We start from the raw sequence: 17653 nt of genomic DNA, 5'->3' as shown, positions 1-17653 counted from the left end.
GTCTGTCACGATTTCCGTTGGTTAGCTCGAAGTCGGAAGGCAGCCGGAAGACCACGCTGGTGCGTTGTTCGGCACGTCTCGACACTCCAAAAGCCTATTCTATCAGCCGCTGCGGTGCGGTTTTCGTCCGGGGCACGCGCGTTTGCACCGCAAGGCCATATACCGGGCTTATCGGCCTGCTTATGCGTCGTTTGCGCAACATTCGTTGACCGCGCCACAACATTTGTGCTTGTACGATGTCTAGCGACCCTGCCCGCCTTCGAGACGCACTCCGCTGTCGCGCGTGTAGCCTTCGGTCGCGAGTAAAAGGCGCCGCGTGTATTCGTGCGTGACATCGCGCGCGCGCACCGCGTCCACGCCAAGTTGCTCGACGATTTCTCCATTGCGCATCACCGCGACGCGCTGGCAGAGAAAGCCGATGACCGCGAGGTTGTGGCTCACGAGGATCATTGTGAGCTTGCGTTCGCGGTGCAGCCGACGCAGCAGGTTGAGGATTTCCGCCTGCACGGAGACATCGAGCGCGGACGTCGGCTCGTCGAGCAGCAGCACGCGCGGCTCGACGATCAACGCCCGCGCGATCGACACGCGCTGGCGCTGTCCGCCCGACAACTGATGCGGATAGCGAAAGCGGAATGCCGGGCCGAGGCCGACTTCGCCGAGCGCATCGAGAATGCGCGCGTCCTCGTCGCCGATGCCGTTGATCGCGAGCGGCTCGCGCAAGGTCTTGTCGACGGTGAAGCGCGGATGCAGCGCGCCGTACGGGTCCTGAAACACCATCTGCACGTCACGCCGTGCGGCACGCGTGCCGACGCGTATGCTGCCGCCCGCGAGCGGTGTCAGCCCGGCGAGCGCGCGCAGAATGGTCGACTTGCCGCTGCCCGATTCGCCGACGAGCCCGAACACTTCGCCCTCTTCCACGCGCAGCGAAACATCGCGCACGGCATCGACGTGGCCGGTCTTCGTCCTGAAGCGGATGCGCGCGCGCTCGATGTCGATCATCACGATGTCCTTTCATCGAGCCAGGCCGGGTCGCGGCGCAGCGTCGGCAACTCGTCGGGTGGATTGTCGAGCGGCGGATTCGCTTCGAGCAGCCCGCGCGTGTACGGATGCGTCGCGTGCGCGAGATCGCGTGCCGCGCACGTTTCGACGACACGGCCGCCGTACATGACCGCGACGCGGTCGCAGAACGACATCACGAGCGGCAGGTCGTGGCTGATGAACACGAGCCCGGTGTCGTGACGCTCAATCATCTCGTCGAGCACGGACAACACCTGCATCGACACGAGGACGTCCAGCGCGCTCGTGGGTTCGTCGGCGATCAGAAGGCGCGGGCCGGCCGAGACCATCATCGCGATCATCACGCGCTGGCCCATGCCGCCGGACAACTCGTGCGGGTATGCATCCGCGACGCGCTGCGGCTCGCGGATATGCACCGCCTCCAGCGCCGCGACGATGCGCTCGCGAAGCGCGCGCCTGCTCTCCTTCACGCCCTGCCGCACAAAGGTTTCGCGCATCTGCTGCGCGACGGTCATTACCGGATTGAGCGAGTATTTGGGGTCCTGCAGAATCATGCTCATGCGCGTGCCGCACAACCGCCGACGCTCTTTCGGCCGCATCGCGAGCAGGTCTTGTCCCTCGAAACGCAGCGCCTTCGCCGACCATCGCGCCTCGGGGGGCAAGAGCCCGAGCAGCGCGCGCCCCGTCAGCGATTTGCCCGATCCCGATTCCCCGACGATGCCGAGCCGCTCGCCCCGCCGCACCGTCAGCGATACGCCGCGCACCGCGGGCATGAGTAGGCCGTCGTGGCCGGCGAACGATACTTCGAGACGATCGATTTCCGCGAGCGGCGTCGACATGTCAGCCTCCATGACGCGGATCGAAGACGTCGCGCAGACCGTCGCCGAGCAGGTTGAAGGCGAGGCTCACCGCGAGGATCGCGAGGCCGGGAATCGTCGCGACCCACCATGCATCGAGCAGCACGTTGCGGCCCGCCGCGACCATGTAGCCCCATTCCGGGCTCGGCGGCTGCGCGCCCAGCCCGAGAAAGCCGAGACCCGCGACGGCGAGAATGATGCCCGCCATGTCGAGCGTCGCGCGCACGATCACCGACGACGAACACAGCGGCACGATGTAGCGCAGCAGAATGCGCAACGACGACGCGCCTTGCAGACGCGCCGCGTGAATGTAATCGGCCTGCGCGAGCCGCAGCGATTCGGCGCGCGCGAGACGCGCGTATGGCGGCCATGCGGTGATCGACAGCGCGATCACCGCATTGAGCACGCCCGGCCCGAGCGCCGCGGCGAATGCGAGCGCGAGCACGATCTTCGGGAACGCGAGCGCGACGTCGGTGAGGCGCATCAGCACCGTATCGACGATGCCGCCGCAATAGCCCGCCACGGTGCCGATCAGAAGGCCGACCGGCACGACGAGCACGACGACGAGCATCGCGATCGCGAGCGTGAGACGCGAGCCGTGCACGAGCCGCGAAAGGATGTCGCGGCCGAGCTGATCGGTGCCGAACCAGTGCGCCACGTTCGGCGGCGTGAGGCGCTCGGCGAGCACCTGCTGCAAGGGATCCTGCGTGACGAGCATCGGCCCGACCGCCGCGACCACGACCAGCAACACGAGAATGGCCAGCCCGAACATGCTCAACGGATTCGACGCGAACCGCCGCCAGCGCCGATACGCGCGCCCGAGCGCGGCCTGACGCGGCGACGCGGGCTCATCGGTCAGAAGCCAGGCACGCAAGCCCGTTCGCGGAGGGTTCATCTGCGCAAAGTCCTCCATGTCAGCGCGCCCGTGGATCGAACACGCGATAGAGCGCATCGGTCAAGAGATTGAGCGCGATGAACGTCGCGCCGATCACGAGCGTGCTGCCGAGCACGGCGTTCATGTCGGCGTTGAGCAGCGCGCCCGTCAGATACGAGCCGATGCCCGGCCACGCGAACACGATCTCCGTCAGCACCGAACCCTCGAGCAGATAGCTGTACGCCAGCGCGATCACCGTCAGAAGCGGCACCGCGATGTTCCCGAACGCATGACGCCAGATCACGCGCCGCTCGGGCAAGCCCTTGGCGCGCGCCGTCGTCACGTATTCCTGGCTCAGTTGCTCCAGCATGAACGAGCGCGTCATGCGCGACAGATACGCGATCGAATAGAACGCGAGCACGCTCGCCGGCAGCGCGATATGCGAGAACGCATTCCTGAAAACGTCCCACTCGCCCGCGATCAGCGAATCGATCAGCAGACTGCCCGTGCGCGTATCCACCATGCCGTCGTAGAGCGGATCGATGCGCCCCGGCCCCGATACCCAGTGCAGCCGCGCGTAGAAGAGCAACAGGCCCATCAGCGCGAGCCAGAACACCGGCACAGAACTGCCCGCGAGGCCGATCACGCGCGCGATGTGATCGACGATGCGGTTGTGCTTCACCGCCGCCGCCACGCCGAGCGGCACGCCGATCGCCACGCCGAGGAAGGTCGAGAGCGTCGCGAGCTCGAGCGTCGCGGGAAAGACGCGTCTGATATCGTCGATAACGGGATTCGCCGTCAGGAGCGACATGCCGAGATTGCCGTGCAGCACGTCGCGCGCGTAGATCAGGAATTGATCGATGAGCGGCTTGTCGAGCCCGAGCCGCAGCCGCGCGGCCGCGTAGGCGCTTGCGGATGCGCGGTCGCCGAGAATCGCGAGCACCGGATCGATCGGAATCTTTCGGCCGATGAAAAACGTGATCGCGAGCAGCCCCGTGAACGTGATGGCGAGCATCGCGATCCAGCGCAACAATGCCAGCGCGATGCGCACGACGCCGCGCCGCGCACTCGCGGCTCGCATGCGGTCGATCAGCGGAGCCGTGCTCACTGCTTCTTGATGTTTCGGTACGACACGAGATCGTTGATCGGCCCGACTTCGAGGCCGGTCACGCCGGGGCGCGCCGCCACCTGCGACACCTTCTGGAACATGATGACGAACGGCGATTTCGCGAGCACCTCGCGCTGCATCTTCTCGTACAGTTGCGCGCGCTTTTTGGTGTCGCTTTCAGCGAGCGCGGCGTCGGTTTCCTTCGTCAGTTGCGGAATGTCCCACGCGTTGCGCCACGCGAGCATCTTGTAGCTCGATGCATCCGAGTTGTCGGGATTCCACACGAAGCCCTGCGCATTGCTGTGCGGATCGATGTAGTCCGCCGACCACTCGCCGATGTAGATGTCATGTGCCCGCGCGCGGTAGCGGCCGAGCGTCTGCTTGTTGTCGCTCGGCACGAGCTGCACCTTGATGTTGGCGAGCGCGAGATTCGCCTGCACCGCCTGCGCGATTTCGCTGTACGGGTAATCGTTGCGCACGTCCATCTTCACGGTGAAGCCGTTCGCCAAACCGGCCTTCGCAAGCAGCGCCTTCGCCTTCGCGACATCCTGGTGATACGGGTTTTCGTTCAGCGCGCCGAGAAAGCCTTCGGGCAGGAACGTTTCATGGACCTTGTAGGTCGTGCGGATCACGTTCTTCTGAATGCCCTGATAGTCGATCAGCCACTTCATCGCTTCCCAGACTTCCGGCTTCGCGAGATTCGGGTTCTTGTTGTTGAGGCCGAGATACATGAGCGTTGCCTGCGGGATGGCCGTCGCCTTGATGACGCCGTTCTTCGAGAGCGTGTCGAGGTCGTCGGGAGAAAGATCGCGCGCGACGTCGATATCGCCGTTCTGGATCATCAGGCGCTGGCTCGCCGCTTCGGTCACGTGACGCAGCACGATTCGCTTCATCGCGAGCGGCATGCGGTAGCCCTCGAAGCGCTGCAGCACGATGCTGTCGTTCGCGGTCCACTTGACGAGCTTGTAGGCGCCCGAGCCGGCTTCGTTGGTCTTCAGCCACTCGTTGCCGTAGTCATTCCCCTTCGCATGCGATTCGACCAGCTTGCGGTCCACCACCGACGCCGGCCACGATCCGAGCACGTTGAGCACGAAGGTGGGCGCGTAGCGACGATCGGTCGTGACGGAGACCGTGGTGTCGTCGATCTTCTTCACGTTCTGCAGGGCGTTGGCCTTCGTGAGCCCGATGCCCGCGAGCACCGCCGCCGCGCCCTTGTCAAGCAGCGCGGTGCGCTGGATCGACCAGGCGACGTCATCGGCGGTGAGCGGATTGCCCGAGTGGAACTTGAGGCCCGGGCGGATCTTGAAGGTGAACGTGAGGCCGTCCTGGCTCACGGTCCAGGACTCGGCCACATCGCCATTGAATTTCGACGGGTCTTTCAGGTCGACGCGCACCAGACGGTCATAGGTGTTCGCGACGTATTCCTCCGGCACGAGCTCGTAGATCTCGCCGGGATCGAGCGACGTGAATTCATCGAGCAGCGTCGCCATGACGAACATGTCCTTCGGCGTGGCCGCCTGCGCGCCCGGCAAGCCTGCGAATGCCGTCAGCGCCGATGCGAGCATGACCGCTGCCAATGCCTTTTTCATGTGATGTCGTCCTGTTGATGTCGTCCTGTTGATATCGCGATTACATGAGCCGCAGCGGGCCGCTTTCTTCGTTGTCGATCAAGGCAAGTTCGCGCGAGCCCGGCAATTCGTAATGCCACCACTCGCTTTTGATGTGCGTGAAGCCCGCGCCATGCATGACGCCGAGCAACAGCGTGCGATTTCGCTGCACATGCTCCGGCAGGCCGGCGTGGAAATGCTCGGATTCGACGACCATTGCGTCGAAGCCGGTGCCCATGTCGAGTTCGTTGCCTTGCCCGTCGACCAGCGTGAGATCGACTGCCGTGCCGCGGCTATGGTTCGACCCGCGCCCCAGCTCGGCGATGAAGTTGGGATCGGGCAGAAAGTCCCACAGCACTTTTTGCGCTTGCGGCGGGCGGTAGGCGTCGAAGATCCTGAGCGTCGTGCCGATGCTGCGCGCGATCTCGACCGCCTTTCGCAATGCGGCTTCGGCGGGCTCCAGCAAGAGGCAGTGCTGTGCCTTGTAGATTGGCTTGCCGGTGAAATTGCGATCGGTCGCGTAGACGAGATCGATCTGGACGTCGTGGGTTTCGGGCGTGATGTGCAACAGGCGGGATCGAGTCATGGGAACGCGCGAGGCTCTGATATCGATAGACGAACCTTAACGCGTTAGAAAAATCTTCGAAACCCTTTCCGTCGTTGGCTTTTCTGAATTCAGGATGCGAGCGGCCAGCGCGCGAGAATCTCGTGTTGCGATTTGCCGAGGAGGCTGCGGACAAGCGCGAATTCGTGCGCGGTCCATGCAATGGGCCGGATGGCGTGACTTGGAACGCGATGCTCGTCGTAGAGCAAGGTCACGTGGGGCGTGAAGCGGGGATGGCGCTTGGTGGGAACGCCGGCGCTATCGAGCGCGGCGCCGAGGGTTTGTTCGAGCGCGTCGAGCGGTTCGGTGACGTCGCCTGAAAGAACCAGCGGGCGTTTCGCGCGACGGCCCGAGAAGCTTTCGATGCGGTCGAGCGTCACTGCGACCGGCGGCAATGCGATTTGGGACGCCGAGGCGCGCGCTCGCGCGAGCACATCGGCGGGAACGCCCGCGAAGGCGCCGAGGTAATGCAAGGTGATGTGAAGGCGATCCGCTGGAATCGCCCTCGCCTTCAGCTTGTGCTCGATGCGCAAGCGCGCCGCCAGTTCGGCGATGCGCGCGGCGGCGGGTTCGTCGGGGTAGAGGGCGAAGAAGAGGGAGTCGGTGAGTCGCTCGCTCCGCTCGCGATCGGGCGCGGCGTCACTCATGCGCCCGACCCGCCTTCAACGCGGCGCGATGCGCCTCACTCCCACTCGATCGTCGCTGGCGGCTTCCCGGAGATGTCATACACCACCCGATTGATCCCGCGCACTTCGTTGATGATGCGGTTGCTCACATGCCCGAGCAACTCATGCGGCAGATGCGCCCAATGCGCCGTCATGAAGTCGAGCGTCTGCACGGCACGCAGCGCGACAACGTACTCGTACGTGCGCCCGTCGCCCATCACGCCGACGCTCTTCACCGGCAGGAACACCGCGAACGCCTGGCTCGTCAGGTCGTACCAGGACTTGCCCGTTTCCTTATCGATGGTGTTGCGCAGCGTCTCGATGAAAATCGCGTCCGCACGGCGCAAGAGGTCCGCGAACTCGCGCTTCACTTCGCCGAGGATCCGCACGCCGAGGCCCGGCCCGGGGAACGGATGGCGATACACCATAGCGTGCGGCAAGCCGAGCTTCACGCCGAGTTCGCGCACTTCGTCCTTGAAGAGCTCGCGCAGCGGCTCGAGCAGCTTCAGGTTCAGCGTCTCGGGCAGGCCACCGACGTTGTGGTGGCTCTTGATCGTGTGCGCGCCCTTCTTGCCCTTGCCCGCCGATTCGATCACGTCCGGATAGATCGTGCCCTGAGCAAGCCATTTGGCATCGGTGAGCTTGTCCGATTCCTTGTGGAACACCTCGACGAACTCCGCGCCGATGATCTTGCGCTTCGCCTCGGGATCGGTCACGCCCGCAAGCTTCTGCAGGAATTCCTCGCTCGCATCGACGTGAATCACCTTCACGCCCAGATGATCCGCAAAGGTGGACATCACCTGCTCCGCCTCGTTCTGACGCAAGAGGCCGTGATCGACGAACACGCAAGTCAGCTGATCGCCGATCGCGCGATGCAGCAGCGCCGCCGCCACCGACGAATCCACACCGCCCGAGAGACCGAGAATGACATGCTCGTTGCCAACCTGCGCGCGGATCTTCTCCACCGCCTCGTCGATGTAATGGCCCATTTCCCAGTCGGTGTTCGCGCCGCACAGCTCCAGCACGAAGCGGTCGAGCATCGCCTTGCCCTGCACCGTGTGCGTGACTTCCGGATGCCATTGCAGGCCGTAGAAGCGGCGGTCGTCGTCGGCCATCGCGGCGATCGGGCACGACGGCGTCGACGCCATCAGCTTGAAACCCGCCGGCAGGTCGACGACCTTGTCGCCGTGGCTCATCCACACCTTGAGCATCGAATCGCCCTGACCGCCCTTGAAATCCTCGATGCCTTCGAGAAAGCCCGTGTGGTTCAGCGCCTGAACTTCCGCATAGCCGAATTCACGCACGTTGCCGAGTTCGACCTTGCCGCCGAGCTGATCGGCCATCGTCTGCATGCCGTAGCAGATGCCGAGCACCGGCACGCCGAGATCGAAGACGATCTGCGGCGCGCGCGGCGACTTCGCCTCGGTGACCGAGCTCGGTCCGCCCGACAGGATGATGCCTTTCGGCGCGAATTCGCGAATGAAGGTCTCGTCGACGTCGTACGGATGGATCTCCGAATAAACGTGCGACTCGCGGATGCGCCGGGCGATCAGTTGGGTGACTTGGGAGCCGAAATCGAGAATCAGGATTTTGTCGTGCATGGCTGCGGCCAAAGGCTAAGTGAACGAATAGTGTCTTGTGCTGCCGGCCGCGACGTCGCGCGGCCCGCCTGCATATAAATCGACGGCCGGCGCGAAGGCCGACCGTGCTTGTCTTGCGTGTCTGCGCTGCTGGCTTGCGTGGCTTGCGGCATGCGCTGCGCGCCCTCAACGTGGTGCATGGCCCGCATCGGGCGCGAGCCGGTCCACTCTCCTGCCCGTTACCGGATCGATCTCGCCGCTGATGACAGGCTCGATGCGCCGGCCAGTGACCGGATCGATCGCGCGTCCCGTCTCCGGGTCGAGCGTGCCGCCCGTGACGGGATCGACGGCGCCGTCCGGATGCGCGCGCACGGCAGCGGACGCAACCGGCGACGCAGAATCTAGCGGACGCCCCGACGAATCGATCGCGCGGCCCGAAACCGGGTCGATGGCGGTCGCCTCGGGTGCGCGGGCGGACGGCCGCACGGCGGCATCGACAGGCTCGACGCGCGCCGGTGAAACCGTGGCGGCCGCGCGAACGTCCTCGCGCTTCTCCACCGCTTTCTTCTCCGCGCGTCGCGCCGACGCCGCTCCGGCCTGCGCCGCGCGCTCCCGCCGGCGCACCGCCGACGACAGCCTCACGCTGCCCAGACCGAGCACGAGCAGCACGATGCCGACCACCGCCGCGCTGATCTGCCCGAAGCCGTCGACCTGGGGCGCATGCAGCCCGAGCAGCCACACCAGCACCACGACGCCCGAGAGCCACTCGACGTGACCCGAGACTTTAGCGGCGCGGGCCGTCAAGGCGCCATCGACTGCCGCATGAAACGCGAGCCACGCCAGACCGAGGAGCGCGAGACCGAGCAACTGCCCGGCGAACGCGGGCTGGACGCGGATCGAATCCAGTTGCAGCGCGCCATACAAGGCCGCCCACGGCGTCAGCAGAAACAGCAGGCCGAACGCGACGAAGATCAGGGCATTGACGACCAGTACGACCCGCAGCAACGGTTTCATGATCGATCCACGTGGTGAGTCGACGTTAATCGACGTTAGTCGACGTGATAGTTCGGCGCTTCCTTCGTGATCTGCACGTCATGCACATGCGACTCGCGCATGCCGGCCGCCGTGATCTGAACGAATTCCGCCTTCTCGTGCATCTCGGCGATAGTGCGGCAGCCGCAATAGCCCATGCTCGCGCGCACGCCGCCGACGATCTGGAACAGGATCGCGTTGACCGAGCCCTTGTACGCGACGCGGCCCTCGATGCCTTCCGGCACGAGCTTGTCGATGTTCGCCGAGTTGTCCTGGAAGTAGCGGTCCGCCGCGCCGTCCTTCATCGCGCCGACCGAGCCCATGCCGCGATACGACTTGTACTGGCGGCCCTGATACAGGAACACGTCACCCGGCGACTCTTCGGTGCCCGCGAGCATGCTGCCCATCATGACGACGTTCGCGCCCGCCGCGAGCGCCTTCGAGACATCGCCCGAGAAACGCACGCCGCCGTCCGCGATGACCGGCACGCCCGTGCCGCGCAGCGCTTCCGACACGTTGGCGATGGCCGTGATCTGCGGCACGCCCACGCCCGCGACGATACGCGTCGTGCAGATGGAACCCGGGCCGATACCGACCTTCACCGCGTCCGCGCCGTACTCGACGAGCGCCTTGGCCGCCGCCGCCGTCGCGATATTGCCGCCGATGACCTGCACGCGCGGATAATTCTGCTTGACCCAGCGCACGCGCTCGAGCACGCCCTGGCTGTGGCCGTGCGCGGTATCGACGACGATCACGTCGACGCCCGCCTGCGCCAGCAGCTCGACGCGCTCTTCATTGTCCGCACCGACGCCCACGGCCGCGCCCACACGCAGCTTGCCGTCTTCGTCTTTACACGCGTCCGGGTTTTCGGTCTGCTTGGTGATGTCCTTCACCGTCATCAGGCCGCGCAGCTCGAACGCGTCGTTGACGACCAGCACGCGCTCCAGGCGATGGCTGTGCATCAGCGCTTTCGCCTCGGCGAGCGACGTGCCTTCCTTGACCGTCACGAGACGCTCGCGCGGCGTCATGATGTTGCGCACCGGCTCATCGAGACGCTCTTCGAAACGCAGGTCGCGGTTGGTGACGATGCCGATCAGTTGCGCGCCTTCGACCACCGGGAAGCCGGAAATGCCGTGCTGCTGCGTCAGCGCGATGACTTCTCGCACGCGCATTTGCGGCGGAACCGTGATCGGATCCCGCACGACGCCCGACTCGAAGCGCTTCACCTTGGCGACTTCACGGGCCTGTTCCTTGGCGGTGAGATTCTTGTGGACGATGCCGATGCCGCCCATCTGCGCCATCGCGATGGCGAGCCGGCCTTCGGTGACCGTGTCCATGGCGGCGGACACGAGGGGCATGTTCAGGGAAATGTTGCGAGTCAGCTGGGATTTCAGGCTGGTATCGCGCGGGAGAACGCTGGAGAAGGCGGGCACGAGGAGCACGTCATCGAACGTGAGTGCTTTCTGGATCAGACGCATGGCAAATCCTATGGGCGCAAAAGCAGATTATACCGATAGTTCCCTGCATTTTCACTGCCCGAACAGCAGCTTAGCTAACGCGGAGGCAAATTTCGGGCCGCGCGCGGACTTCTTTGCGGCGCTTTTGCACTGTGCAGTTTTCGACAAGACGGCCGCCCGGGCTCGCGTGATACGCTTCGCGCCGTCAATCGAAATAACGGCAGGGAGTCGGGAAATGCAACGCGGTGTGGTGTACGGAATGTCGGCGGGCGCGATCTGGGGATTCATCTTTCTCGCGCCTCGGCTTTTGCCCGATTTCTCGCCGCTCACGCTCTCCATCGGGCGCTATCTCATGTACGGCGCCGTATCGCTCGCGGTCGCGCTGCCGTTCGCGCGCAGGCTCACGGCCAAGCTCACGCGCGCCGATTTCATCGCGCTCGTGAAGCTCGCGCTCGTCGGCAACCTGCTCTACTACATGCTGCTCGCGAGCGCGGTGCAACTCGTGGGCGTCGCGCCTGCGTCGCTGATCGTCGGGATTCTGCCCGTGACCGTCACGCTCGCCGGACGCCGCGATCACGGCGCGGTCGATCTTCGCCGGCTCGTCGGGCCTTTGCTGCTCGTGCTGGCGGGCATCGCGTGCATCAATCTCGATGTGTTCGGCGACGTCCTCACGCCCTCATCGGCCAGCGAGCATGGGACGAGCGTGCTCACGCGCCTGACCGGTCTTGCCTGTGCGCTCGGCGCGCTCGCGTCGTGGACCTGGTACGCGGTCGTCAACGCGCGCCATCTGCAGTCGAACCGCCATTTCGACGGCAACGAGTGGTCGGTGCTGTGGGGCATCGTGACGGGCCTCCTGGGCGCGCTGCTCGGCGCGATCGTCTGGATGCTGCCCGCCGGCGCCGTACAGGCGAGCGTGCCGGCCGCGCGCTGGCATCTGTTCTGGATCGTGTCTTTCGCGCTCGCGACGGGCGGCTCGTGGCTCGGCAACATGCTGTGGAACGCGGCGGCGAAGCGCCTGCCGCTGACGCTGTCAGGCCAGATGATCGTGTTCGAAACGCTCTTTGCCCTGCTCTACGCCTTCGTCTACGACGGCCGCTGGCCGCGCACGCCCGAAGTGCTCGCGATCGTGCTGCTGCTCGTTGGCGTGATCTGGTCGGTCAGACAGCATACGATCGAGCCCGCGCCGGCAGCCGCGAAGGAAGCGCCCGCGCACTAGAGCGGCTCAGCGCGAATCCTTCGACTGCCACTTGCGCCCTTCGATGGACCCCGCCTTGCGCGCCTTGTCGACGCGGCGCTGGCGCGCGGCCTTCGGATCCACTTTCAGCGGCCGATAAATCTCCACGCGATCGAAATCGGCGAGCGCCGCGTCGAGCGGCTTCAGCTTGCCGAAAACGCCGACCTTCTGCGTCGTCAGATCGATATCCTGATGCGCGCGCAGCACGCCGCTCGCCTCGATCGCATCGCGCACCGTCGCGCCCTCGCGCAGATCGACGCGTGCGAGAAAGCTCGCGCCATCGGGCAGGCCGTAGCAAACGTCGATCTGCATCATGCCTTGCCGTAGCGCTGATCCGCGCGCTTCACGAAGGAATCGACGAACGTATTCGCGATATGGCTGAACACCGGCCCGATGAGCTTTTCCAGGATCACGTTGGAGAATTCGTAATGCAGGGCGAACTCGATCTTGCATGCGTCCGCGCGCAACGGCGTGAAGCGCCAGTAGCCGGTGAACTTCTTGAAAGGGCCGCTCAGGAACTCCATATCGATATTGGTCGGACGCTTCTGCACATTGCGCGTCGCGAAATGCTGCTTGATGCCCTTGAAGCTGATGTCGATCTTCGCCTCCATGCCGTTCTCGTCCTGGCGGCCGATTTCGACGCCGCCACACCAGGGCAGGAAATTGGGGTAATCGGCGACATCGGTGACGAGGTCGAACATTTCTTCCGCTGAATGGCGGATCAATACGGTTTTCTGGACGTCTGCCATATAGGGCGCAGCGGTGGCTTAATTGGGCGGCAACGCGCATGAGAACATGGCGGCAGTTCGAATGCCCGCCCGCGCGCTGCTAAAATCAGGATTTTAAACGAGTTGAGCACTTTCCATTCATGAGCATCATCGACAACAGAAAAGCCTTCTTCGATTACTTCATCGAAGAGCGCTACGAGGCCGGTCTCGTGCTCGAGGGCTGGGAAGTCAAGGCGCTGCGCGCGGGCCGTGGTCAGATCAAGGAAGGCTACGTCGTCATCAAGCAAGGCGAGCTCTTCTTGATCGGCACGCATATCAGTCCGTTGCCCGAGGCGTCGAAATTCGCCAATCTGGATCCGGTGCGCACGCGCAAGCTGCTTCTGCATCGCGATCAGATCGACAAGCTGATAGGCAAGGTCGAGCAGCGCGGCCATACGCTCGTGCCGCTCAACTTCCATTACAAGGAAGGCCGCGTGAAATGCGAAATCGGCCTGGCCAAGGGCAAGAAGCTGCACGACAAACGCGAGACCGAAAAGAAGCGCGACTGGGATCGCGAGCGCGCGCGTTTGATGCGCACGGCGGCACGCTAAACGAATCGGGGCGCTTTTCAGCGCCCCGATTGCTCTTCCGCGTCAGCTTTTCTTGATGACCCCGCCGCCCTCGCCTCTCACGATGGTCAACGCAGACGCGATCATCGAACTCATGTCCGACAGGTTGCCCGGCACGATCAACGTATTGCCCGTCTTCGCGATATTGCCGAACGCGCCGACATACTGCTCCGCGATTTTCAGGTTCACCGCTTCCATGCCGCCCGCCGTTTGAATCGCCGTGCCGATTTTCTGAATGGCCTGCGCATTCGCCTCCGCCACCGCGAGGATTGCCGATGCCTCGCCCTGCGCCTGATTGATCGCCGCCTGGCGTTCACCTTCCGACTTCTGGATCGCCGCCTCGCGCGCGCCGGACGCCAGATTGATCTGCTCCTGCTTGCGCCCTTCCGATGCCGCGATCAACGCGCGCTTCTCGCGCTCCGCGGTGATCTGCGCCTGCATCGCGTGAAGGATTTCCTTTGGCGGCGTCAAGTCCTTGATCTCGTAGCGCAGCACTTTCACGCCCCAGTTCGACGCGGCTTCATCGAGCGCGTTCACGATGCTCTGGTTGATGAAATCGCGCTCCTCGAAAGTCTTGTCGAGTTCCAGCTTGCCGATGACCGAGCGCAGCGTGGTCTGCGAAAGCTGCGTGATCGCGAATACGAAGTTGCTCGATCCGTACGAGGCCTTCATCGCGTCCGTGACCTGGAAGTACAGCACGCCATCGACCTGAAGCTGCGTGTTGTCGCGCGTGATACAGACCTGGCTCGGCACTTCGAGCGGAATCTCCTTCAGCACGTGCTTGTAGGCGATGCGATCGACGAACGGCAGCACGATGTTGAGCCCCGGCGTGAGCGTCGCGTGATAGCGGCCGAGCCGCTCCAGCACCCAGGCGTGTTGTTGCGGCACGATCTTGACCGTGTTCATCACGATCACGATCGCGATGACGAGCACGATAAGCGCGAAGTACATTGTTTTTCTCCTTATGAAACTAGCGTTTGGCGGCCACGATCAGCCTGTTTCCGTCGAGCGCCGTAATGCGATAGAAGCGCGCGCCCTCCGTCTCGCCCGGCGCGAGCTCGACATCCCACTGCGCGCCCCGATACATCGCGCGCGCGTGGCCATCGCGCCACTGATCGACTTCGAGCGTCGCGCCGATGTCGAGGTTGACCGCGGCATCGCGCGAAGCGTCACTGCGCCGCTTCCAGTTGCCGAACTGCGAGCGCCGCAACACCGCCACCGCGATCAACGCGATGACAGCCGCCGCGCCCATCTGCACATGCGGCAACGCGCCGAACCAATACGCAATGCCGCCTGCGATCATCCCGAGCGCGATCATCAGCAAATAGAACGTTCCGGTGAATAGCTCCGCGACGATCAGCGCGCCCGCCGCAATCCACCAGATCAATCCGCTCGTTTCCATCGCCGGTCTCCAAACGAAAACACCCCGGAAAAGTCCGGGGTGTTTTTATAGCACGCTGCACCAATCCGAAAGCAAGTGGAAAGGTGCGTCATCAACTTATTTTGACAAGGTCTTCGCCAGTTGCTGCCACGTGTCGATGATCGTGTCCGGATTCAGCGACATCGACTCGATGCCCTGCTTCGCCAGCCACTCGGCGAGGTCCGGATGATCCGACGGGCCCTGACCGCAAATGCCGACATACTTGTTCAGCCTGAGACACGTTTCGATCGCGCGCTTGAGCATGAACTGCACCGCTTCGTCGCGCTCGTCGAAGTCCGCGGCAAGCAATTCCATGCCGGAGTCGCGGTCGAGGCCGAGCGTCAGCTGGGTCAAGTCGTTCGAGCCGATCGAGAAGCCGTCGAAGCGCTCCAGGAACTGCTCGGCGAGAATCGCGTTGGACGGCACCTCGCACATCATCACGAGCTTCAGGTCGTTCTTGCCGCGCTCGAGACCGAACTTCTTGAGCAGTTCGACCACGCGATCCGCCTGCTTCAGCGTGCGCACGAACGGCACCATGATCTGCACGTTGTCCAGACCCATTTCCTCGCGCACCTTCTTCAGCGCGATGCATTCCATATGGAACGCCTCGGCGAAGTCTTCCGCGATGTAACGCGACGCGCCGCGGAAACCGAGCATCGGGTTTTCTTCGTCCGGCTCGTAGCGCGAACCGCCGATCAGCTTCTTGTACTCGTTCGACTTGAAGTCCGACAGACGCACGATGACGGGCTTCGGATAGAACGCCGCCGCGATCGTGGCGATGCCTTCCGTCAGCTTGTCGACGTAGAACGCACGCGGCGATGCATGACCGCGCGCGACGCTCTCGACCGCCTTCTTCAGGTCAGCATCGATGTTCGGGTACTCCAGAATCGCCTTCGGATGCACGCCGATGTTGTTGTTGATGATGAACTCGAGTCGAGCGAGACCCACGCCCGCGTTCGGCAACTGCGCGAAGTCGAACGCGAGTTGCGGATTGCCGACGTTCATCATGATCTTGACCGGAATCTTCGGCAGTTCGCCGCGCTGCACTTCCGTCACTTCGGTTTCGAGCAGGCCGTCGTAGATCTTGCCTTCGTCGCCTTCCGCGCACGATACGGTGACGAGCGCGCCGTCCTTCAGGATATCCGTCGCGTCGCCGCAGCCGACGACCGCCGGCACGCCCAGTTCACGCGCGATGATCGCCGCGTGGCACGTACGGCCGCCGCGATTCGTCACGATGGCGGAAGCGCGCTTCATCACCGGCTCCCAGTTCGGGTCGGTCATGTCGGCGACGAGCACGTCGCCCGGCTGCACGCGCTCCATTTCCGACGGATCGTGAATCACGCGCACGGGGCCCGCGCCGATCTTCTGGCCGATCGCGCGGCCCGTGGCCAGCACGTTCGACTGGCCCTTCAGCTTGAAGCGCATCTCGGCCTTGCCGGACGCCTGGCTCTTCACCGTTTCCGGGCGCGCCTGGAGGATGAAGATCTTGCCGTCGCGGCCGTCCTTGCCCCACTCGATGTCCATCGGACGCTGATAGTGCTTCTCGATGATCACCGCGTACTTCGCGAGCTCGATCACGTCTTCATCGGTGATCGAGAAGCGGTTGCGCTGCTCGTGCGGCACGTCGACGGTCTTCACGCGGCCCGGCTCGCCCGGCTTCGTGAATTCCATCTTGATGAGCTTCGAGCCGATCGAGCGGCGGATGATCGGGTACTTGCCCTGCTCGAGCGTGGTCTTGAAAACGTGGAACTCGTCCGGATTCACCGCGCCCTGCACGACCGTCTCACCGAGGCCGTAGCTCGACGTGATGAACACGGTTTCCTTGAAGCCCGATTCGGTGTCGATGGTGAACATCACGCCGGCCGCGCCGACGTCCGAACGCACCATGCGCTGCACGCCCGCCGACAACGCGACTTCAGCATGCGTGAAGCCCTTGTGGACGCGATAAGAAATGGCGCGGTCGTTATACAGCGACGCGAACACGTGCTTCATGCGATCGAGCACATCCTCGATGCCGACCACGTTCAGATAGCTTTCCTGCTGGCCCGCGAACGATGCGTCGGGCAAGTCCTCGGCGGTCGCGGACGAGCGCACGGCGAACGAAAGCTCTTCGGGCGAGCTGTTCTGGAGAATGTCGAACCCGCGGCGGATTTCGTCTTCGAGGCGCGGCTGAAGCGGTGCGTCGACGATCCACTGGCGGATTTCCTTACCGCATTCGGCGAGCGCCTTCACGTCGTCGACGTCGAGCGTCTCGAGACGTTTGGCGATGCGGTCGGTCAGGTCGTTATGCTGCAGGAAGTCGCGGAATGCGAGCGCGGTCGTGGCGAAGCCCGTCGGCACACGAACGCCAGCTTCGGAAAGCTGGCTGATCATTTCGCCGAGCGACGCATTCTTGCCACCGACGATTTCCACGTCGGTCATTCGCAACTGCTCGAATGGAACTACATACGCCTGATCCTTTGCGACATCGTTCGCAACATTGACTGCGTTAGTCATACAAGCCCCTAAGGTGGATGGAATTCACGATCGCACGAGTGGGCTCATATGCGCAGGCGCTCATTGGAAGCACCAGCGCATCTCGCACAACCTGTTTGATAAACCTTCGGGGAGCGCGCCTCCGGAGCCGGAGCGCGTTGCAAAAAGAAGCGGGAACGTCGGAAATCTACTCGAAACCGTGGGTTTTTGCTGCCAAAACCGACGAAACGATCGCGATTTGACGAAAATCCGAATCAATTTGTCCGCAATTGCTTATCGAACAGGTTGCCGCTATTCTACCGTGCCGATTCTCAATTTTGTTTCGGCAGAGTCAGTAATTCCACGGCAAAATCGAGGTCTTTGACGCCGTCTGGTTAGCCAGTGACC

At 63.8% G+C, this 17653-nt stretch carries 17 protein-coding genes; 2 read left to right on the top strand and 15 right to left on the bottom strand.

The window, feature by feature from the left end; genetic code table 11:
• Nucleotides 1-240 precede the first annotated feature (240 nt).
• The 10 genes from AC1Z32_RS20060 to guaB all read right to left on the bottom strand — a co-directional run bounded on the left by AC1Z32_RS20060 (nucleotide 241) and on the right by guaB (nucleotide 10822).
• Nucleotides 241-999, bottom strand: coding sequence for an ABC transporter ATP-binding protein (locus AC1Z32_RS20060; RefSeq protein WP_483480236.1), 759 nt, complete (start codon nucleotides 997-999; stop codon nucleotides 241-243).
• Nucleotides 999-1856 carry an ABC transporter ATP-binding protein gene (locus AC1Z32_RS20055; protein WP_483480235.1) on the bottom strand — a complete coding sequence of 286 codons (858 nt, stop codon included), beginning with the start codon at nucleotides 1854-1856 and terminating at the stop codon, nucleotides 999-1001. The genes AC1Z32_RS20060 and AC1Z32_RS20055 overlap by 1 nt, the downstream gene beginning before the upstream one ends.
• A 1-nt stretch (nucleotide 1857) precedes the next feature.
• Nucleotides 1858-2769 (bottom strand): nickel transporter permease, encoded by a 912-nt coding sequence (gene nikC / locus AC1Z32_RS20050; RefSeq protein WP_483480234.1) that lies wholly within the window; start codon nucleotides 2767-2769, stop codon nucleotides 1858-1860.
• A 19-nt stretch (nucleotides 2770-2788) separates the two neighbouring features.
• Entirely contained in the window at nucleotides 2789-3829 is a 1041-nt protein-coding gene (locus tag AC1Z32_RS20045) for an ABC transporter permease (RefSeq protein ID WP_483481693.1), read from the bottom strand.
• Nucleotides 3830-3852: 23 nt separating this feature from the next.
• Nucleotides 3853-5421 (bottom strand): ABC transporter substrate-binding protein, encoded by a 1569-nt coding sequence (locus AC1Z32_RS20040; RefSeq protein WP_483481692.1) that lies wholly within the window; start codon nucleotides 5419-5421, stop codon nucleotides 3853-3855.
• Nucleotides 5422-5485: 64 nt separating this feature from the next.
• Nucleotides 5486-6049 (bottom strand): D-alanyl-D-alanine dipeptidase, encoded by a 564-nt coding sequence (gene ddpX, locus AC1Z32_RS20035; RefSeq protein ID WP_483480233.1) that lies wholly within the window; start codon nucleotides 6047-6049, stop codon nucleotides 5486-5488.
• 89 nt (nucleotides 6050-6138) lie between these two features.
• A complete protein-coding gene (gene thpR, locus AC1Z32_RS20030) occupies nucleotides 6139-6714 on the bottom strand; it encodes an RNA 2',3'-cyclic phosphodiesterase (RefSeq protein ID WP_483480232.1) in 576 nt (191 codons plus the stop codon).
• Nucleotides 6715-6749: 35 nt separating this feature from the next.
• The gene (gene guaA, locus AC1Z32_RS20025; RefSeq protein ID WP_483480231.1) at nucleotides 6750-8333 is read right to left on the bottom strand and encodes a glutamine-hydrolyzing GMP synthase; all 1584 of its coding nucleotides are present in this window, start codon (nucleotides 8331-8333) and stop codon (nucleotides 6750-6752) included.
• 165 nt (nucleotides 8334-8498) lie between these two features.
• Entirely contained in the window at nucleotides 8499-9326 is an 828-nt protein-coding gene (locus tag AC1Z32_RS20020) for a hypothetical protein (RefSeq protein ID WP_483480230.1), read from the bottom strand.
• 35 nt (nucleotides 9327-9361) lie between these two features.
• A complete protein-coding gene (gene guaB, locus AC1Z32_RS20015) occupies nucleotides 9362-10822 on the bottom strand; it encodes an IMP dehydrogenase (protein WP_483480229.1) in 1461 nt (486 codons plus the stop codon).
• Between the two features lie 214 nt (nucleotides 10823-11036).
• On the opposite strand from guaB, the gene AC1Z32_RS20010 reads away from it, so the two are divergent.
• The gene (locus AC1Z32_RS20010) at nucleotides 11037-12017 is read left to right on the top strand and encodes a DMT family transporter (protein ID WP_483480228.1); all 981 of its coding nucleotides are present in this window, start codon (nucleotides 11037-11039) and stop codon (nucleotides 12015-12017) included.
• A 6-nt stretch (nucleotides 12018-12023) separates the two neighbouring features.
• On the opposite strand, the gene AC1Z32_RS20005 is transcribed toward AC1Z32_RS20010, so the two are convergent.
• Both AC1Z32_RS20005 and AC1Z32_RS20000 read right to left on the bottom strand, forming a co-directional pair.
• The gene (locus AC1Z32_RS20005) at nucleotides 12024-12350 is read right to left on the bottom strand and encodes an RnfH family protein (protein ID WP_483480227.1); all 327 of its coding nucleotides are present in this window, start codon (nucleotides 12348-12350) and stop codon (nucleotides 12024-12026) included.
• A complete protein-coding gene (locus AC1Z32_RS20000; RefSeq protein ID WP_062610858.1) occupies nucleotides 12347-12784 on the bottom strand; it encodes a type II toxin-antitoxin system RatA family toxin in 438 nt (145 codons plus the stop codon). Before AC1Z32_RS20000 ends, AC1Z32_RS20005 begins: the two co-directional genes overlap by 4 nt.
• A gap of 119 nt (nucleotides 12785-12903) precedes the next feature.
• Between AC1Z32_RS20000 and smpB the strand changes: the two genes are divergently transcribed.
• Nucleotides 12904-13353, top strand: a complete 450-nt coding sequence (gene smpB / locus AC1Z32_RS19995; protein WP_062610857.1) for an SsrA-binding protein SmpB — start codon at nucleotides 12904-12906, stop codon at nucleotides 13351-13353.
• Nucleotides 13354-13395: 42 nt separating this feature from the next.
• Here the strand turns inward: smpB and AC1Z32_RS19990 are convergent, their stop codons facing one another.
• From AC1Z32_RS19990 to ppsA, 3 genes are all read right to left on the bottom strand, one after another.
• Nucleotides 13396-14322, bottom strand: coding sequence for an SPFH domain-containing protein (locus tag AC1Z32_RS19990; protein WP_483480226.1), 927 nt, complete (start codon nucleotides 14320-14322; stop codon nucleotides 13396-13398).
• A gap of 19 nt (nucleotides 14323-14341) precedes the next feature.
• Nucleotides 14342-14773, bottom strand: a complete 432-nt coding sequence (locus AC1Z32_RS19985) for an NfeD family protein (RefSeq protein ID WP_483480225.1) — start codon at nucleotides 14771-14773, stop codon at nucleotides 14342-14344.
• Nucleotides 14774-14869: 96 nt separating this feature from the next.
• Nucleotides 14870-17287, bottom strand: a complete 2418-nt coding sequence (gene ppsA, locus AC1Z32_RS19980; RefSeq protein ID WP_483480224.1) for a phosphoenolpyruvate synthase — start codon at nucleotides 17285-17287, stop codon at nucleotides 14870-14872.
• Nucleotides 17288-17653: the final 366 nt, after the last annotated feature.

This window comes from Caballeronia sp. 11_S32 (assembly GCF_056930355.1).
The sequence above is the reverse complement of the archived record's forward strand: the minus strand, read 5'-3'. Positions and strand labels throughout refer to the sequence as shown.

Bases quoted from the DNA above. Each gene is read 5' to 3' on its own strand.
- guaB (WP_483480229.1), bottom strand. From the start codon at position 10,822: ATGCGTCTGATCCAGAAAGCACTCACGTTCGATGACGTGCTCCTCGTG.
- smpB (WP_062610857.1), top strand. From the start codon at position 12,904: ATGAGCATCATCGACAACAGAAAAGCCTTCTTCGATTACTTCATCGAA.
- AC1Z32_RS19985 (WP_483480225.1), bottom strand. From the start codon at position 14,773: ATGGAAACGAGCGGATTGATCTGGTGGATTGCGGCGGGCGCGCTGATC.
- AC1Z32_RS20010 (WP_483480228.1), top strand. From the start codon at position 11,037: ATGCAACGCGGTGTGGTGTACGGAATGTCGGCGGGCGCGATCTGGGGA.
- thpR (WP_483480232.1), bottom strand. From the start codon at position 6,714: ATGAGTGACGCCGCGCCCGATCGCGAGCGGAGCGAGCGACTCACCGAC.
- ddpX (WP_483480233.1), bottom strand. From the start codon at position 6,049: ATGACTCGATCCCGCCTGTTGCACATCACGCCCGAAACCCACGACGTC.
- AC1Z32_RS20040 (WP_483481692.1), bottom strand. From the start codon at position 5,421: ATGCTCGCATCGGCGCTGACGGCATTCGCAGGCTTGCCGGGCGCGCAG.
- AC1Z32_RS20045 (WP_483481693.1), bottom strand. From the start codon at position 3,829: ATGCGAGCCGCGAGTGCGCGGCGCGGCGTCGTGCGCATCGCGCTGGCA.
- guaA (WP_483480231.1), bottom strand. From the start codon at position 8,333: ATGCACGACAAAATCCTGATTCTCGATTTCGGCTCCCAAGTCACCCAA.
- AC1Z32_RS20060 (WP_483480236.1), bottom strand. From the start codon at position 999: ATGATCGACATCGAGCGCGCGCGCATCCGCTTCAGGACGAAGACCGGC.
- AC1Z32_RS20055 (WP_483480235.1), bottom strand. From the start codon at position 1,856: ATGTCGACGCCGCTCGCGGAAATCGATCGTCTCGAAGTATCGTTCGCC.
- AC1Z32_RS20005 (WP_483480227.1), bottom strand. From the start codon at position 12,350: ATGATGCAGATCGACGTTTGCTACGGCCTGCCCGATGGCGCGAGCTTT.
- AC1Z32_RS19990 (WP_483480226.1), bottom strand. From the start codon at position 14,322: ATGTACTTCGCGCTTATCGTGCTCGTCATCGCGATCGTGATCGTGATG.
- AC1Z32_RS20020 (WP_483480230.1), bottom strand. From the start codon at position 9,326: ATGAAACCGTTGCTGCGGGTCGTACTGGTCGTCAATGCCCTGATCTTC.
- AC1Z32_RS20000 (WP_062610858.1), bottom strand. From the start codon at position 12,784: ATGGCAGACGTCCAGAAAACCGTATTGATCCGCCATTCAGCGGAAGAA.
- nikC (WP_483480234.1), bottom strand. From the start codon at position 2,769: ATGAACCCTCCGCGAACGGGCTTGCGTGCCTGGCTTCTGACCGATGAG.
- ppsA (WP_483480224.1), bottom strand. From the start codon at position 17,287: ATGACTAACGCAGTCAATGTTGCGAACGATGTCGCAAAGGATCAGGCG.